This is a genomic window from Sphingobium bisphenolivorans, assembly GCF_000412635.1.
Taxonomy (GTDB): domain Bacteria; phylum Pseudomonadota; class Alphaproteobacteria; order Sphingomonadales; family Sphingomonadaceae; genus Sphingobium; species Sphingobium bisphenolivorans.
This window is the reverse complement of record NZ_ASTG01000005.1, coordinates 210,677-225,757: the sequence shown is the minus strand read 5'-3', so window position 1 is coordinate 225,757 and position 15,081 is coordinate 210,677. Positions and strand designations below refer to the sequence as shown.

19 protein-coding genes are annotated in these 15,081 nt (G+C 63.5%); 15 read left to right on the top strand and 4 right to left on the bottom strand.

Annotated features, from left to right (window positions below):
• The first annotated feature begins 5 nt into the window (after positions 1 to 5).
• From rpsH to L858_RS0105220, 9 genes are all read left to right on the top strand, one after another.
• Positions 6 to 401: a 30S ribosomal protein S8 gene (rpsH, locus tag L858_RS0105260; protein WP_022682106.1), complete on the top strand. Its 396-nt coding sequence runs from the start codon at positions 6 to 8 to the stop codon at positions 399 to 401.
• Positions 401 to 934 carry a 50S ribosomal protein L6 gene (gene rplF, locus L858_RS0105255; RefSeq protein ID WP_022682105.1) on the top strand — a complete coding sequence of 178 codons (534 nt, stop codon included), beginning with the start codon at positions 401 to 403 and terminating at the stop codon, positions 932 to 934. The genes rpsH and rplF overlap by 1 nt, the downstream gene beginning before the upstream one ends.
• A gap of 1 nt (position 935) precedes the next feature.
• Positions 936 to 1,289 carry a 50S ribosomal protein L18 gene (rplR, locus tag L858_RS0105250; RefSeq protein WP_022682104.1) on the top strand — a complete coding sequence of 118 codons (354 nt, stop codon included), beginning with the start codon at positions 936 to 938 and terminating at the stop codon, positions 1,287 to 1,289.
• Positions 1,290 to 1,291: 2 nt separating this feature from the next.
• Entirely contained in the window at positions 1,292 to 2,011 is a 720-nt protein-coding gene (rpsE, locus tag L858_RS0105245; RefSeq protein WP_022682103.1) for a 30S ribosomal protein S5, read from the top strand.
• Positions 2,012 to 2,017: 6 nt separating this feature from the next.
• Positions 2,018 to 2,197, top strand: a complete 180-nt coding sequence (gene rpmD / locus L858_RS0105240; RefSeq protein WP_022682102.1) for a 50S ribosomal protein L30 — start codon at positions 2,018 to 2,020, stop codon at positions 2,195 to 2,197.
• 143 nt (positions 2,198 to 2,340) lie between these two features.
• Positions 2,341 to 2,877 carry a 50S ribosomal protein L15 gene (gene rplO / locus L858_RS0105235; RefSeq protein WP_022682101.1) on the top strand — a complete coding sequence of 179 codons (537 nt, stop codon included), beginning with the start codon at positions 2,341 to 2,343 and terminating at the stop codon, positions 2,875 to 2,877.
• Positions 2,878 to 3,053: 176 nt separating this feature from the next.
• Positions 3,054 to 4,418 carry a preprotein translocase subunit SecY gene (secY, locus tag L858_RS0105230; RefSeq protein WP_022682100.1) on the top strand — a complete coding sequence of 455 codons (1,365 nt, stop codon included), beginning with the start codon at positions 3,054 to 3,056 and terminating at the stop codon, positions 4,416 to 4,418.
• A 44-nt stretch (positions 4,419 to 4,462) separates the two neighbouring features.
• The gene (locus L858_RS0105225) at positions 4,463 to 5,119 is read left to right on the top strand and encodes an adenylate kinase (protein WP_022682099.1); all 657 of its coding nucleotides are present in this window, start codon (positions 4,463 to 4,465) and stop codon (positions 5,117 to 5,119) included.
• Positions 5,120 to 5,154: 35 nt separating this feature from the next.
• Positions 5,155 to 5,694 (top strand): SRPBCC family protein, encoded by a 540-nt coding sequence (locus L858_RS0105220; RefSeq protein WP_022682098.1) that lies wholly within the window; start codon positions 5,155 to 5,157, stop codon positions 5,692 to 5,694.
• 56 nt (positions 5,695 to 5,750) lie between these two features.
• On the opposite strand, the gene L858_RS0105215 is transcribed toward L858_RS0105220, so the two are convergent.
• On the bottom strand, positions 5,751 to 6,272 hold the full coding sequence (locus tag L858_RS0105215; RefSeq protein WP_022682097.1) for a DUF1993 domain-containing protein: 522 nt from the start codon (positions 6,270 to 6,272) through the stop codon (positions 5,751 to 5,753).
• Positions 6,273 to 6,832: 560 nt separating this feature from the next.
• Between L858_RS0105215 and L858_RS0105205 the strand changes: the two genes are divergently transcribed.
• Positions 6,833 to 7,870, top strand: coding sequence for an acyltransferase family protein (locus L858_RS0105205; RefSeq protein WP_022682095.1), 1,038 nt, complete (start codon positions 6,833 to 6,835; stop codon positions 7,868 to 7,870).
• Between the two features lie 53 nt (positions 7,871 to 7,923).
• Here the strand turns inward: L858_RS0105205 and L858_RS0105200 are convergent, their stop codons facing one another.
• Positions 7,924 to 8,694 carry a CsgG/HfaB family protein gene (locus tag L858_RS0105200; RefSeq protein ID WP_022682094.1) on the bottom strand — a complete coding sequence of 257 codons (771 nt, stop codon included), beginning with the start codon at positions 8,692 to 8,694 and terminating at the stop codon, positions 7,924 to 7,926.
• Between the two features lie 187 nt (positions 8,695 to 8,881).
• On the opposite strand from L858_RS0105200, the gene lepA reads away from it, so the two are divergent.
• From lepA to L858_RS19670, 5 genes are all read left to right on the top strand, one after another.
• Positions 8,882 to 10,687, top strand: coding sequence for a translation elongation factor 4 (lepA, locus tag L858_RS0105195; RefSeq protein WP_022682093.1), 1,806 nt, complete (start codon positions 8,882 to 8,884; stop codon positions 10,685 to 10,687).
• A 21-nt stretch (positions 10,688 to 10,708) separates the two neighbouring features.
• Positions 10,709 to 10,915, top strand: coding sequence for a hypothetical protein (locus L858_RS21925; RefSeq protein ID WP_022682092.1), 207 nt, complete (start codon positions 10,709 to 10,711; stop codon positions 10,913 to 10,915).
• Positions 10,912 to 11,298, top strand: a complete 387-nt coding sequence (locus tag L858_RS0105185; RefSeq protein WP_022682091.1) for a PH domain-containing protein — start codon at positions 10,912 to 10,914, stop codon at positions 11,296 to 11,298. The genes L858_RS21925 and L858_RS0105185 overlap by 4 nt, the downstream gene beginning before the upstream one ends.
• A gap of 165 nt (positions 11,299 to 11,463) precedes the next feature.
• Positions 11,464 to 12,147 carry a hypothetical protein gene (locus L858_RS0105180; protein WP_028055840.1) on the top strand — a complete coding sequence of 228 codons (684 nt, stop codon included), beginning with the start codon at positions 11,464 to 11,466 and terminating at the stop codon, positions 12,145 to 12,147.
• A gap of 118 nt (positions 12,148 to 12,265) precedes the next feature.
• Positions 12,266 to 13,495: a DUF418 domain-containing protein gene (locus tag L858_RS19670; protein WP_022682089.1), complete on the top strand. Its 1,230-nt coding sequence runs from the start codon at positions 12,266 to 12,268 to the stop codon at positions 13,493 to 13,495.
• A 13-nt stretch (positions 13,496 to 13,508) separates the two neighbouring features.
• Here L858_RS19670 and L858_RS0105170 read toward each other — a convergent pair whose 3' ends face one another.
• Entirely contained in the window at positions 13,509 to 13,805 is a 297-nt protein-coding gene (locus L858_RS0105170; RefSeq protein WP_022682088.1) for an I78 family peptidase inhibitor, read from the bottom strand.
• A gap of 11 nt (positions 13,806 to 13,816) precedes the next feature.
• Positions 13,817 to 14,983 carry a ribonuclease D gene (rnd, locus tag L858_RS0105165; protein WP_022682087.1) on the bottom strand — a complete coding sequence of 389 codons (1,167 nt, stop codon included), beginning with the start codon at positions 14,981 to 14,983 and terminating at the stop codon, positions 13,817 to 13,819.
• Positions 14,984 to 15,081 lie beyond the last annotated feature (98 nt).

The window sequence follows — 15,081 nt, the reverse complement described above, 5'->3', positions numbered from 1 at the left end:
TTGAGATGGCATTGACCGATCCCTTGGGTGATATGCTCACCCGCATCCGCAACGGGCAGCAGGCGAAGAAGGACAGCGTTGTGTCCCCGGCTTCCAAGCTCCGCGCCCGCGTGCTCGACGTGCTCCAGCGCGAAGGCTACATCCGCGGCTATTCCGAGGAAGCCCTCGGCAAGCACCCCGGCTTGCGCATTGAGCTCAAATATTTCGAAGGCCAGCCGGCGATCAAGCATGTCGCCCGCGTCTCCAAGCCCGGCCGCCGCGTTTACTCGGGTTCCAAGGAACTGCCGGTGATCCGCAATGGCCTGGGCATCACCATTGTCTCGACGCCCCGTGGCGTTCTGTCCGACGCCGAAGCGCGCGAGCAGAATGTCGGCGGCGAAGTGCTGGCGGAGGTGTTCTGATGAGCCGTACTGGTAAGAAGCCGGTTGCCGTCCCTGCGGGCGTCACCGCGTCGATCGAAGGCGGTCAGCTGTCGGTGAAGGGCCCCAAGGGCACCCTGTCGCTGCCGCTGGCGGACGAAGTCACCTATAGCATCGAAGACGGTGTGATCGCGGTGAAGCCTGCCAATGACAGCAAGCGCGCTCGCGCTTTCTGGGGCATGCAGCGCACCCTGGTCGCCAACCTGATCACCGGCGTGACCGAGGGCTATACGAAGAAGCTGCTCATCACCGGTGTCGGCTACCGCGCGGATGCCAAGGGCAAGGTGCTGAACCTGAAGCTCGGCTATTCGCATGACGTCGATTTCCCGGTGCCCGAGGGCATTGAGATCAAGACCCCGGATAACACCACGGTCGAGATCAGCGGCATCGATAAGCAGAAGGTGGGTCAGGTTGCCGCCGAGATCCGCCGCTGGCGCAAGCCCGAACCCTATAAGGGCAAGGGTATCAAGTACGCCGGCGAGTTCATCTTCCGCAAGGAAGGGAAGAAGAAGTAAGATGGCAAAGCTTTCCCTCTTCGCGCGGCGTCGTCGCCGCGTCCGCACCGCGCTCAAGGCTGTTTCGGGCCACAAGCCCCGCCTCAGCGTCCACCGTTCGGGCCGTCACATCTACGCCCAGGTCATCGACGATGCGCAGGGCAAGACCCTGGCTTCGGCCTCGACCCTGGACAAGGATGTGCGTGGCCAGACCGGTGCCACCTCGCAGGCCGCCGCTGAAGTCGGCAAGCGCGTCGCCGCCGCGGCGACCGCTGCCGGCGTCACCAAGGTCGTGTTCGACCGTGGTGGTTTCCTGTTCCATGGCCGCGTCAAGGCGCTGGCCGATGCGGCCCGTGAAGCCGGGCTGGAGTTCTGATCATGGCTGACGAAAACGATATCCAAGCCCAGCCGGGCGCACCCGCCGCTGTCGAAGGCGGCGAGCAGCAGACCGAGGGCCGTGGTCCCGGTCGCGGCCGTGGCCGTGGCGGCGATCGCAACCGTGGCGAGCGTGGCGGCCGTGGCCGTCGCGACGACCGTCGCGGCAACCGCGACGAGGAACAGGGCGAAGAGCTGATCGAGAAGCTGGTTCACATCAACCGCGTCTCCAAGACCGTCAAGGGCGGTAAGCGCTTCGGCTTCGCGGCTCTGGTCGTTGTCGGCGACGGCAAGGGCCGTGCGGGCTTCGGCCATGGCAAGGCGCGCGAAGTGCCTGAAGCCATCAGCAAGGCGACCGCTTCGGCCAAGAAGGCGATGGTTCGCGTTCCGCTGAAGGAAGGCCGCACGCTGCACCATGACGGCCTTGGCCATTTCGGTGCGGGCAAGGTGACGGTTCGTTCGGCGCCTGCCGGTACGGGCATCATCGCCGGTGGTCCGATGCGCGCCGTGTTCGAAAGCCTTGGCGTCGCTGACGTGGTGACCAAGTCGAATGGCACGTCCAACCCCTATAACATGATCCGTGCGACCTTCGCGGCGCTGGGCGAGCAGACCAGCCCCAAGTCGGTGGCGCAGCGCCGTGGCAAGAAGGTCGCCGACCTTCTGCGTCGCGGCGGCGCCTCGGCCGAAGTCGCGCAGGCTGATGCCGAAGCGATTGCGGAGTAAGACGACATGGCGAAGATCAAGATCAAGCAGATCGGTTCGCCGATCCGCCGCCCCGCCGACCAGAAGAAGATTCTGATCGGCCTGGGCCTTGGCAAGATGCACCGCGTGGTGGAGCTGGAAGACACGGCGGAAGTCCGCGGTGCGATCAAGAAGCTGCCGCACATGGTGCAGGTGGTCGAGGGCTAAGCCTTTCGACCTGACAGGAATGAAGCGGGAGAGGGGGAAACCCCTCTTTCGTTTTTTGGGAAAGGGCGCTACTGGCGCGCCCTCTAAGTTGTCCCGGACAGATAGTCGGGACTGCGCGAACATAGCGAAAGCGAGTGCACGACATGACCAAGCTTAACGAACTCAATGACAATGCCGGTGCCCGGAAGGGCCGGATGCGCGTCGGCCGTGGTATCGGCTCGGGCAAGGGCAAGACCGCCGGTCGCGGCCAGAAGGGTGCGAAGGCGCGTTCGGGCGTCAGCATCAACGGCTTCGAGGGTGGCCAGATGCCGCTCCACATGCGTTTGCCGAAGCGCGGCTTCAACAACATCTTCGCCAAGGATTACGCGATCGTGAACCTCGGCGCGGTGCAGAAGGCGATCGATGCCGGCAAGCTGGACGCCAATGCGACCATCGACCATGCCGCGCTGAAGGCCGCTGCCCTGGCCCGTGGCGGCAAGGACGGCGTTCGCCTGCTCGGCAAGGGTGAACTGACCGCCAAGGTCAACCTGCTCGTTGCCGGCGCGTCCAAGGGCGCTGTTGAGGCGGTTGAGAAGGCGGGCGGCAAGGTCGACGTGATCGAAGTCGTCCCCGCAGCTGAAAAGGCGAAGGCGAAGAAGGGCACCGCCCTTGCCGCCAAGAAGGCCGCTGCGAAGGCCTGATCTGCCTCAAGTCTTGCAAGCATGACCCCGCTGCCCGATATGGGCCGGCGGGGTCATCTGTTTGGGGGCTTGCTGTTCCGCAACGGGTGTTTGCATCCGGTGGGGACAGCCTCTAAGGCAGGCGACGATTCCAGCCGGAGCGTGACTCCGGCAAGATGTTTTGAAGGGCAGCCAAGATGGCATCGAGAGCCGACCAGCTCGCATCCAATCTCAGCCTGGCGAAGTTCAGCCAGGCGACCGACCTCAAGAAGCGCCTGTGGTTCACGCTGGGCGCGCTGATCGTCTTCCGCTTCCTGAGCTTCGTGCCGCTGCCGGGCGTCGATCCGACCGCGCTGTCGCAGCTGTACAAGCAGACCAACGGCGGCGTGCTGGACATCTTCAACACTTTTTCCGGCGGTTCGCTCTCGCGCATGAGCCTCATCGCGCTCGGCGTGATGCCGTATATCACCGCATCGATCGTGGTGCAGCTCGCCGCCAGCCTCTCGCCGCAACTCGCGGCGATCAAGAAGGAAGGCGAGAGCGGGCGCAAGAAGCTCAACCAATATACGCGCTATGGCACGGTCGGCCTGACCGCGGTGCAGGGCTATTTCATTGCGGTTGGCCTTGAAAGCTTCGGCGCTCAGTCGGGCGTGCAGGCGGTGGTCGATCCAGGCTTCCTGTTCCGGATCGCGGCGGTGGTGTCCCTGATTGGCGGCACCATGTTCCTGATGTGGCTGGGTGAGCAGATCACCTCGCGCGGGATCGGTAACGGGGTGTCGCTGATCATCATGGCCGGCATCGTCGCGCAGCTGCCGGTGACGCTGAGCAATCTGTTCAAGTCGAGCAGCACCGGCGCGATCTCGGGCCTCGTGATTGTCCTCGTAATTGTGCTGGGCTTCGGCCTCATCGCTTTCATCTGCTTCATGGAGCGGGCGCAGCGACGCGTGCTGATCCAATATCCCAAGCGCCAGACGCGCCAGGGGCTGATGCAGGCCGACCGCAGCCATCTGCCGCTCAAGGTCAACACGGCGGGCGTCATTCCGCCGATCTTCGCCAGCTCGCTGCTGCTGATGCCGCTCACCATCTCGCAGTTCGCGGGGCAGACCGTCGCGGGCGAGAGCAAGCTCGGCGATTTCGTGCTGACGCTGAACCAGTATCTGTCGCACGGCAGCCCCGTCTACATGGCGCTCTACGGACTTGGCATCGTCTTCTTCTGCTTCTTCTACACCGCTGTGGTGTTCAATCCGGAAGAGACGGCCGACAACCTGAAGCGCAACGGCGGCTTCATCCCGGGCATCCGTCCGGGCAAGAATACCGAGAATTATCTGGACTATGTGCTGACGCGCATCACCGTCATCGGCGCGGCCTATCTGGCCTTCATCTGCCTGGTGCCGGAATTCGTGATCGCGCGGGCGGGCATTCCCTTCTATCTCGGCGGGACTAGCCTGCTCATCGTGGTCAATGTTACGGTCGATACCGTCACGCAGATCCAGAGCCATTTGCTTGCGCATCAATATGGCGATCTGATCAAGAAGGCGAAGCTGAAGGGGCGTCTGCGCTAAAAGGGCGCAGGGCCTCGGGCACAAAATAGGGGAGTGTTCGCCCAATGAATATCATTCTGCTTGGGCCTCCGGGCGCCGGCAAGGGAACGCAGGCGACCCGTCTGGTCGACAGCCGGGGCATGGTTCAGCTTTCGACGGGCGACATGCTGCGCGCGGCGGTGAAGGCCGGTACGCCGATCGGCCTGAAGGCGAAGGCGGTGATGGAAGCCGGTGAACTGGTGTCGGACGAGATCGTGTCGGGCATCATCGGCGAAGCGCTGGACGCGCTGCCTGCCGAGACGGGCGTCATTTTCGACGGCTATCCGCGGACGGAGGCGCAGGCCCATTCGCTCGACAGCATCCTGTCGGATCGCGGCCGCACGCTCGATCATGTCATCGAACTGGACGTGAACGAGGATGCGCTGGTCGAGCGCATCACCGGCCGCTTCACCTGCGCGAATTGCGGCGAAGGCTATCACGACAGCTTCAAGCAGCCCAAGGTCGAGGGCGAGTGCGACAAGTGCCATGCGCATGAGTTCAAGCGCCGGCCCGACGACAATGAGGATACCGTGCGCACCCGCATGGCCGAATATCGTGCCAAGACCGCGCCGATCCTGCCGATCTACGAAGCGCGCGCTATCGTGTCGCGGGTCGACGGCATGGCGGAGATGGACGACGTGACGATCGCGATCGCCGCCATATTGGACGGCAAGAAGGGCTGAGCTATCCTTCCCTCCGCTTCAGGAGGGAGGTGCACATGCGGATGATCAAGGCTTTGGCGTGGGCCGGTGCGGTGATGGCCGCGCCGGCCCATTCTGCTGTCACGAGCAGCGGAGAGAAGGGTTTCGTAGTCGAGAATAGCGTCGAGATCGCGGCGGCGCCCGGCGCGGTCTACGAGATGCTCGGGCGGCCAGCGCTCTGGTGGAGCGGGGAACATAGCTATGGTGGAAGCGCGGCGAAGCTGACGCTTGATCCGGTCGCGGGCGGCTGCTTCTGCGAGAGCCTGCCAGCGGGGGGAGGCGTAGAGCATGGCCGCGTCCTCTACGCCGCGCCCGGGAAGAAGCTGCGCATCTCCGGAGCGCTTGGCCCGCTGCAATCGGAGGCGGTAACGGGTATATTGACCTTCGACATCGAACCCACCGCCAACGGCGCCCGGGTCGCGCTCAGCTATGTCGTCGGCGGCTATATGCGCATGGACGCGGCGAAGCTGGCACCGGGCGTCGACAAGGTACTGGCCGAGCAGCTGCAAGGGCTGAGGCGCGCTGCCGAAGACGGCGGCAATCGTCGCAAGCGGTAGCGCTCCCGCGAAGATTCTCTCAGCGGTTCATCGTCGCACGGCCGGCACGCGCCATGTTATGCCAGCTTTCGAACTGCCCCGAGATAGTGCCGCTTGCCGATGGAGACACCGTTGGCGCGCAGGATGTCATATGCGGTGGTCGCGTGGAAATAGAAGTTGGGCTGGGAAAAGCTCATCAGGAAATCCTGCCCTATGAAATCCAAGCGCAATTTGTCGCCGATGGTGAATGTCAGCGGCTTGTCGCTGAGGCTTTCCACGTCGTCCCGGCTGAGCCCGCGGAGGTCGTTGACGGCTTCAGCTACCCGCGCTTTAAGCCCGTCGAAGCTAGTGGGAGATGGCGCAGTGTCGGGTGAGAAATTGCCATTCTGCACGCCACGGATCGCGCCGATCGAGTGAACCGCGCAGCTTTTGACCTGATAGGCGAAGTCGAACATGTCCGGAGCGAGCCTGGCCTCGATCAGCCGTTCGGCGGGGAGCGACTGCTCGCTGCAATGAGCCTCTGCCTTGTCGATCAGTTCCGATAGCGAGCCCAGTAACTGGAGACAGCCGGGTACGAAGGCGTCGTAGAGCGTCATCATGAGTCATGGTCCTTGCGAAGGGGCAGGGAGGAGGATGCGGCAAAATGGCGCATTCCGCGCATATGGGCAATTGGCGGATTTTTTTTGCGGCGAGGATCGCGAGGGCCTGGGGGTGCATCTACAGGCGCAGCTCAGGATCCAGATGGGGGAGATGGATTGCCGCCTTGGCGGGAAGGGCGGCGACGGGTGTTTGCAGGCACTTCCTACTCCGTCACCCCCGGGCCTGCTCCGGGTTCGCTTCTTAGGCGGGGGCAGATTTTGAAGAGAAGCGGGACCCCGGGTCGAGCCCGGGGTGACGGTGAGGCAATGGCAGCTAAGTCGATTTCGTTCTGCCGCCTGCTCCATCCTGACTGTGCTGAGCCGGTCGGAGCACGCGCACAACGGCGCGCGCGATCCTTATTCGTCGACATGGACGAACCGGGGGAAGGACTTAGCGGCATTCAGGCTTCTGCCCGATCTCCGCGTCTGCTTGGTTCCCCCTGTTGAAGGGAACCGTTCCATTCCCTTGGTTAACCACGATATTAACTGAATTGTTGCTGGTTGGTTGCTATGCAGCGCGCATGGATGGGTCGCACCGTTTCCGCAACCGACTGACGGAACTGGACGCGCTGCGTGGTATCGGTGCGCTATGCGTGCTGGTCTTCCATTATTCGACGCGCTTTCATGAGCTGTTTCCGCAGGCCGCGCATGTGCCGTTCAGTTTTCCGGGCGGCAATTACCGGGTGTTGCTGTTCTTCGCCATCTCGGGTTTTGCGATCTTCTTCACGCTGGAGCGAATCGGGAACGTGGCGGATTTCGCCGTTCGTCGCGCGGCACGGCTTTACCCGGCCTATCTCGCCGCGATGCTGATGACGCTTGCGATCGAATATCTGGCCCGCATGTCGCAACTGCTGATCGGGCCGGGCGCGATCCTGGCCAATGTGACGATGCTGCAGGGCTTTGCCTTCCTCCCCGAAGTGGACGGCGCCTACTGGACGCTGACGGTTGAGATCGCCTTTTATCTCTGCATGGCGGCGATCTGGCGATGGGCGGGCCTCAAGCGCATCGAGCGCGTGCTGCTCGGCTGGCTGGCGGTGCGCTGGCTCTATTGGCTGTGGCCCGCCATGCCCGAGCGGGTCGTCATGCTGCTGGTGCTGCGCTATCTGCCCTTCTTCATGATCGGCATGCTGGCCTATCGCATTTGGGCGGGGCAGCGCAGCTGGCGGCGGCAGGCACCCTATGCCGGAGCGGCGCTGCTCTCTGTGGCGACGATCGACAGCTGGGACATCACGCTGGCTGCCGTCATCATGCTGGTAATGTTCGCAGCGCTGATCCGGGGGAGGCTGCGTTTCCTGAGCGTGCGGCCGCTGTTGTGGATGGGCGGGATCAGCTATTCCTTCTACCTCATCCACCAGCATGTCGGCTTCGTCGTGATGCTGAAGATGGCGCAGGCGGGCTACAGCCCTTGGGCTAGTTTTGTAGCAGCTTTCCTGGTGGCGCTGACGCTCGGCACAGCGATCAACCGGCTGGTCGAGCGTCCGGCCGGGGAGGCGATATTGGGCTGGTGGCGAGAGCGCCGGAGTTCGCCTGTTGGAGAGCCTCTGTCCGGCCGGACGTGAAAAGAGCGCTGCCGACAGATCGGCAACGCCTTTCGAGACTGAGGCTTGTCCGCTTACTGGGCGCGGGGCGCGGCTGCCGCCGCGTTGGCGGGCAGGCCCCCCAACTGGGTGACCAGCTTGGTGTAAGCGTCCAGATAGGCGAGCACGATGACCTGGCCGATTTCGGTGTTCTGGTAGCCGCCACCACCGACCGCCGCCAAACCGCCCCACCAGCCAGCGCCGCCGCCACCGCCGAAGCTGAGGTCCGACTTGCGGGAATAGCCTTCCGTCAGCGCCTCTTCCTCGGTCGTGCGGGCGTTGACGATCGACAGCGTAACGTTCGCCTCGCTCTTCTTGATCGAGATGCCGCCGGCCAGTGCGCCGAGCGTCCGGCCGCCGAGGAAGCCGCCGAGCATGCCGCCAAGCGCGTTACCGCCGCTATTCTTGTTGGAGGAGACGATGTCGGGCTGCAGATAATAATCCGCCGCCTTCACCTGACCCTTGCCGAGATTGGAGCCGGCCTGCAATTCACCGGAGTCAGCCATCGCGCGCTCCATGTTGCGGCTTGCCATCGCGCGGCCGCGGTTGACGATGCCGAAGCAGCCGGACTGCTGGATGAAGACCTTGAGGATCGCCTCCGGGCTGCCAAGGTTCAGTTCACGCCACCACTGATTGTCGGGCTCGACAATGGCGACCGTCCCGAGGCGGCGGGTGCAGTGAGGGATTTCGGCCGTTTTCTTGGCCTGCTGCTGGCGGGCGGACGATCCCTTGTCGGCGGCCGCTGCCGGAGAAGCCGCTACAGCCAGACCGGCTGCGGCAGCAACGAGCTTCGTGAAAACACGCATGTCATGCACCCCTGAATGTTGCCAAAAATCTTTCTGTGTTTGGCGCCCCGTTATCCGGGCAAGGGTCTAGCACAACAGCGGTACCATTCAAGCGAAGCGAATGGATATCGTCCTGATTACCAAGAGTGCGCCGACGCCGCGCGAGCGCTGCTGACAGGGGCGCAAATGGCTGCTATCGGCGCGGGCCATGACCGACCTTTCGCATATCCGCAACTTTTCGATCATCGCCCATATCGACCATGGCAAGTCGACGCTGGCCGACCGGCTGATCCAGCGCACCGGCGGCCTCACCGACCGGGAGATGAGCGCGCAGGTGCTCGATAATATGGATATCGAGAAGGAGCGGGGCATCACCATCAAGGCGCAGACGGTGCGCCTGGATTATGTCGCGAAGAATGGCGAAACCTATGAACTCAACCTCATGGACACGCCGGGCCATGTCGACTTCGCCTATGAGGTCAGCCGCTCGCTGGCAGCTTGCGAGGGCGCGCTGCTGGTGGTGGACGCCGCACAGGGGGTGGAAGCGCAGACGCTGGCTAACGTCTATCAGTCGATCGAGCATGATCATGAGATCGTGCCCGTCCTGAACAAGATCGACCTGCCCGCCGCCGAACCGGAAAAGGTTCGCGCGGAAATCGAGGAGGTGATCGGCCTCGACGCGTCGGAAGCGGTGCTGGCGAGCGCCAAGTCCGGCATAGGCATCGACGAGGTGCTGGAAGCCATCGTCGCGAAGATCCCTCCGCCCAAGGGTGATCGGAATGCGCCGCTGGAGGCGATGCTGGTCGACAGCTGGTACGATCCTTATCTGGGCGTCGTGATTTTGGTGCGCGTCGTCAACGGCGTCATCAAGAAGGGCCAGAACATCAAGTTCATGATCGGCGGCACCGAGCATCTGATCGACCGCGTCGGCTGCATGCGGCCCAAGATCGAGGCCCTGCCCGAGCTTGGCCCCGGCGAGATCGGCTTCATCACTGCGCAGATCAAGGACATCAGCCAGACCCGCGTCGGCGATACCATCACCACAGTCAAGAATCCGGCGGCCAATCCGCTGCCGGGTTTCAAGGAAGTGCAGCCGGTGGTGTTCTGCGGGCTCTTCCCGGTCGATGCCAATGATTTCGAGAAGCTGCGCGATTCGATTTCCAAGCTGCGGCTGAACGACGCGTCCTTCTCCTTCGAGATGGAGACGTCGGCCGCGCTCGGCTTCGGCTTCCGCTGCGGTTTCCTGGGGCTGCTGCATCTGGAGATCATCCAGGAGCGGTTGACGCGCGAATATGATCTGGACCTCATCACCACCGCCCCCTCGGTGGTTTATGAGATGCATATGAAGGACGGGACGGTGCGCCATCTGCACAATCCCGCTGACATGCCCGATCCGAACCATATCGAGATGATCGAGGAGCCTTGGATCGAGGCGGTGATCTACTGCCCCGACGAATATCTGGGGTCGATCCTGAAGCTCTGCCAGGATCGGCGCGGCATACAGAAGAACCTGACCTATGTCGGCGGGCGTGCGCAGGTGACCTATGAACTGCCGCTCAATGAGGTGGTGTTCGATTTCTATGACCGGCTGAAGTCGATCAGCCGTGGCTATGCGAGCTTCGACTATCACCAGATCGGCACGCGCGAGGGCGACCTGGTCAAGATGAGCATCCTCGTCAATAATGAGCCGGTCGATGCGCTGAGCATGATCGTTCACCGCAGCGCCGCGGAAGCGCGCGGGCGGCATATGTGCGAGCGCTTGAAGGACCTGATCCCCCGCCACCTGTTCAAGATCCCGATCCAGGCGGCGATCGGCGGCAAGGTGATCGCGCGCGAGACGATCGCGGCGATGCGCAAGGATGTGACCGCCAAATGCTATGGCGGCGACATCACCCGCAAGAAAAAGCTGCTGGAGAAGCAGAAAGAGGGCAAGAAGCGGATGCGCGAATATGGCAGCGTGCAGATTCCGCAGGAGGCCTTCATCGCCGCGCTGCGCATGGGGGATGAGAGCTGAAGCCTGCTCCGCCGCCGCCACATGGTCGCGGAACCAGGCGACGGTTTCCTCCTCGCTGAGTTCGCCGGCGGCGAGGGCGAGCATCATCCGAACGGCGTTGTGCAGTGGCGCCATCTTGGCTTCAACGCCCGCGTTGATGTAAAAGCAGCCATTTGCGGTGCGGCCTTTCTTGACCTCGACGCGCCTTCCATGATCAATGCACCCGGTCATGAGCAGGAGGCAGAATGAGCACGGGCTGGCTGTATGATGAGCATCCGGCGATGTTCCGGGCGCATCCCTTCCTGTTCCTGCTGCTGCTCATTTCGGTGATCGGCATAGTGGCGATCACCGTCTGGTGGATCATGGCCAAGGGCGAGCGGCTGGCGCTCAGCGATCGGGAGGTGCTGATGGAACGCGGCCTCTTGTCGAAACAGCGGACCGAAATCGCGCTGTCGAGCATCCGCAGCGTCCGCATTACCCAGACATTGGGACAGCGTATTTTCGATGTCGGCAATGTCGAGCTGTTCAGCGCGGGAGACGTAGCGGAAATTGCGATCCGGTCGATGCCGCGGCCAGGCCGAATCCGCGACATTGCGGCATCGCGCAATCTGGACCTGCTGCCCCAGCGATAGAGGATTTGGCGGTTCTGCTTGACTTGATCGTTTTTACGGCAACGATGGTCAACATAAGGGGCCTTTGAGAGCACCCCGCCAGCAGGAAGGACGCTGAACGGCACGTCGGCGCGCTTCGCGCGGACGGGTGCTTGCAAGGGATCTTCGTGCATGGGCTTGCGTGTGATGTCGTCGCTGTCGGAGCTTTCGGCGCAGCAGCGCGAGGATATTCGGCAGGCCTGCGGCTTTGCCTGCGTGCGCTGCGGCGTCACCATCTACCGCTATCTGCGTCTGCCCGACGGCAACGGAGCGACCTTGCTCTGCCCCACTTGCCACGGGCTGGTGGAGGAGGGGCGGCTGACCCCGATGCAGGTCCAGGGCTTTCACACCAACCCGGTCGTGCGCCAGCGCCATTTCGCGCGGGACCGGCTGCCTTTTTCGCCTGATCTGCCGGCGCTGATCCTGGGCGGCTCGCGCCTGCTGAAGGACACGCCGATCCCGCTCACTCTGGAGGGCGAGCCGATCCTGATCTTCGCGCCGCCGCGCCGGAGCAATGGCGCCACCCGCATCAGCGTCCGCCTGGGCGATGCCGATGGCGAGCCGGTTCAGGTGGTCGAAGGCAATGAGTGGATGCCGAGCGATGGCAGTTGGCACTTCCTGCTGCGCGGCGACCGCTACAGCATGATGGCGGCGCGGGGAGATGGGCTCGCCATCCTGCGCATCGTCGCGCGCAACCGCATCGCGGTGGAGCATCTGCGCACCACTATCCGCGGACGCCGGCTGGAAGTGACCCCCGACTGGCTGGAGATCGACGGCAAGCGCCATGTCGGCCGGATCGGCAGCGGCATGCTGGTCGGCCTGGAATGTTGAGCGGAAGGCGCGGGTGATCCTGAAAGGCGTACCGTTCATAACCCGTCGTTGAAAATGCCTATTCTTTCGCGCGCTTGGCTTCTGCAAAATCGCAGGGTCGGGACGGAGGGATGGCGCAATGGTGGTGGGCAGTCGCCCCATCGGCAGCATTGACAGGATAGGGTCAGTCGATGCCCTGCGCGGCTTGGCGCTGGTCGGAATCGCGCTTGTCCATGTCCAGGAACATTATGACTGCACGGCGGGCGGCCCCACCATCACTTCGCTGATGCAGAGCGGCATCCATGGCGCCCTGGCGGGCAAGATGTTCGCGTTGCTCGCCATCTGCTTCGGCTTCAGCTGCCATAGGGTCGCGAGCGGGCAACTCAATGGCGCCCGCAGCGCCGCTACCGTTGTCTCCGGCCGGCGGATGATCGTGCTGGCGGCTATCGGGTATGCCCATAGCCTTCTGTATCGCGACGACATATTGACGACGCTGGCGATCGTGGGACTGCTGCTGCTGCCGATGCTGGCAATCGGGCCGCGCCGGCTGTTGCTGGCCGCGGCGCTTCTCTGCTTCGCGCAGCCGTTCATGCTGGTCGGCCTCGTCCATGGGGTGGCTCCGGTCCAGGCGAACGCGCAGAATATGGGGACGGACATTGCCGGGCATGTCTATGCCACAGGGTCGTTGGCGGATGTGATCCGGGTGAATGCCTGGACCGGCGAGGCGAACAAATGGGCCTATCTGCTGGCGTCGGGCCGCGCGCTTCAGACGATCGGCTATGCGCTGATCGGCGTGATCCTCGGCCGAACAGGGTTTTTCGAGGATGGCGCGTTCGCGCCCTGGCCGATGCGCCGCCTGCTGCTGCTTGCGGGGGCAGCGATGGCTGCGCTGATCGCCAGCAAGCTCTATTTCCCACGAGGATGGATCGGCACGGAGACGGAAGCGGCAAGGCAGAAACTGCTGGTCGAAAGCTGGACCGACCTACTCACCAGCTTCGCTTATCTGCTGCTGTTCCGGACATTGTGGAGCGGCCCCATGCGCAAATTGCTTCAACCATTCTGCGCGTTGGGGCGGCTCTCCCTCACCTTCTACATCGGCCAATCACTGTTGCTTGTGCCGCTATTCTATCATTTCGGCGTGGGATTATGCGACGCAATCGGCGTGAAAGAAGCCGTGCTGCTGGGACTGGGGGCAGGGTTGGCGCAGGTTCCGCTGGCGATCTGGTGGCGGCGCTATTTCCTGCTGGGGCCGATGGAGTGGCTATGGCGCGCGGGGGCGCAGGCGCGGTTGGATATCCCGTTCCGCCGTCGGAATCGCCCTGCGATTTTCGAAGCCAGCCTGCAGAGCTCCGTCGCCGGACGATCCTGACGGGAGCTTGCGTTCAGCCGCAGCGCGCGGAAGTGATCAGCATTTTCTCATCATAGCTGACGGTGAGGCGGTCGGCGCGAAAATCCATCGTCATCGCCATGCCCGGTGCGCCCCAGCGCAGGGTCCGCGCCCTCGATGCGTCGAGCAGCCGCGCGCCGAGATCGGCGCTGGCGGTCTGGCCGATGAAGCCGTCGAGCCCTTCGTTCCGGCAAGAGCCTTCGCCCGTCTCTGACGGGATGGCAGGGCGGTCGTCCTGCATGCCCGAGCAAGCCGCCAGCAGAGGCAAAAGGATCATCGCCGTTATCCGCATCGGCTGCTCTCCTATTCGGTGCGCGTCATTTTGAGACGGCCATTTCTGACCGCAAAGGCAAGGCGGCCCTCCACCAGATCGACCGCATCGCGGCCGAACTGTTCATAGCGCCAGCCCTCCAGGATCGAGAGGTCGTCCCGCACCCCGGCGGCCAGCGCGTCGATATCGTCGCTGCGGGCGATCAGGCGGGCGGCGACGTTGATGTCGCGCGACCGGATCTTGAGCAGCAGCTTGAGCAGGTCCGCCACCAGCGCACCGTCCTTGCCAAGGCCGGGGCGCTTGGGATCGCGCTCGGGCATTTCCTCCTTGCCAAGCGGCTTGTGGCTGGAAAGCGCCTGCATCAGGCGAGCGCCGATGTCGTTGGTCTTCCAGGTGGCGGAAAGGCCGCGCACCTTGCCCAGATCCTCCTGCGCACGCGGCGGGTGGCTGGCGATGTCGGCCAGCGTCTCATCCTTGACGATGCGGCCGCGGGGGAGATTCTTGTCCTGGGCCTCGATCTCGCGCCAGGCGGCGAGCGCCTTCAACCGACCGAGAACATCGGCCTTGCGGCTGGCGATGCGAACGCGCTGCCAGGCATCCTCCGGCTTGTTCTCATAATTGGAAGCGTCACTGATCCGCTCCATCTCCTGATCCAGCCAGTCGCCCCGACCGGTGCGGCGCAGTTCCTCCAGCATTTTGGGGAAAATCTGGATGAGATAGGTGACATCGCCGATCGCATAGTCGATCTGGCGCTTGTCGAGCGGGCGGCGCGCCCAGTCGGTGAAGCGTGCGCCCTTGTCGAGCTGCACGCCGAGCCAGGCATCGACCAGATTGCCGTAGCCGATCTGCTCGCCAAGGCCGAGCGCCATGGCCGCAATCTGCGTGTCGAACATCGGGTGCGGCGTCTTGCCGGTCAGATTGTAGATGATCTCAAGGTCCTGGCCGCCGGCGTGAAAGACCTTCAGCACATCCTCATTGTCGACCATCAGGTCGAGCAGCGGGGACAGGTCGAGGCCGGCCGCCTTGGGATCGATCGCGGCCGCTTCGTTGGAGTCGGCGACCTGTACGAGGCAGAGATCGGGCCAGTAGCTGTTTTCGCGCATGAACTCGGTATCGACCGCAATGTATGGCGATTTGGCGATACGGGCGCAGAATTGGGCGAGAGTCTTGCTGTCAGTAATCAGCGGATGGATTTGCATATGGTCTTCGATCTTATTATGGGCTGGCCCGCTCCCCGGCGGGCTCGTCGCTATTCGACAAGACCGCCCATAGCGGGGCTTCAACAATTTGTCATTTC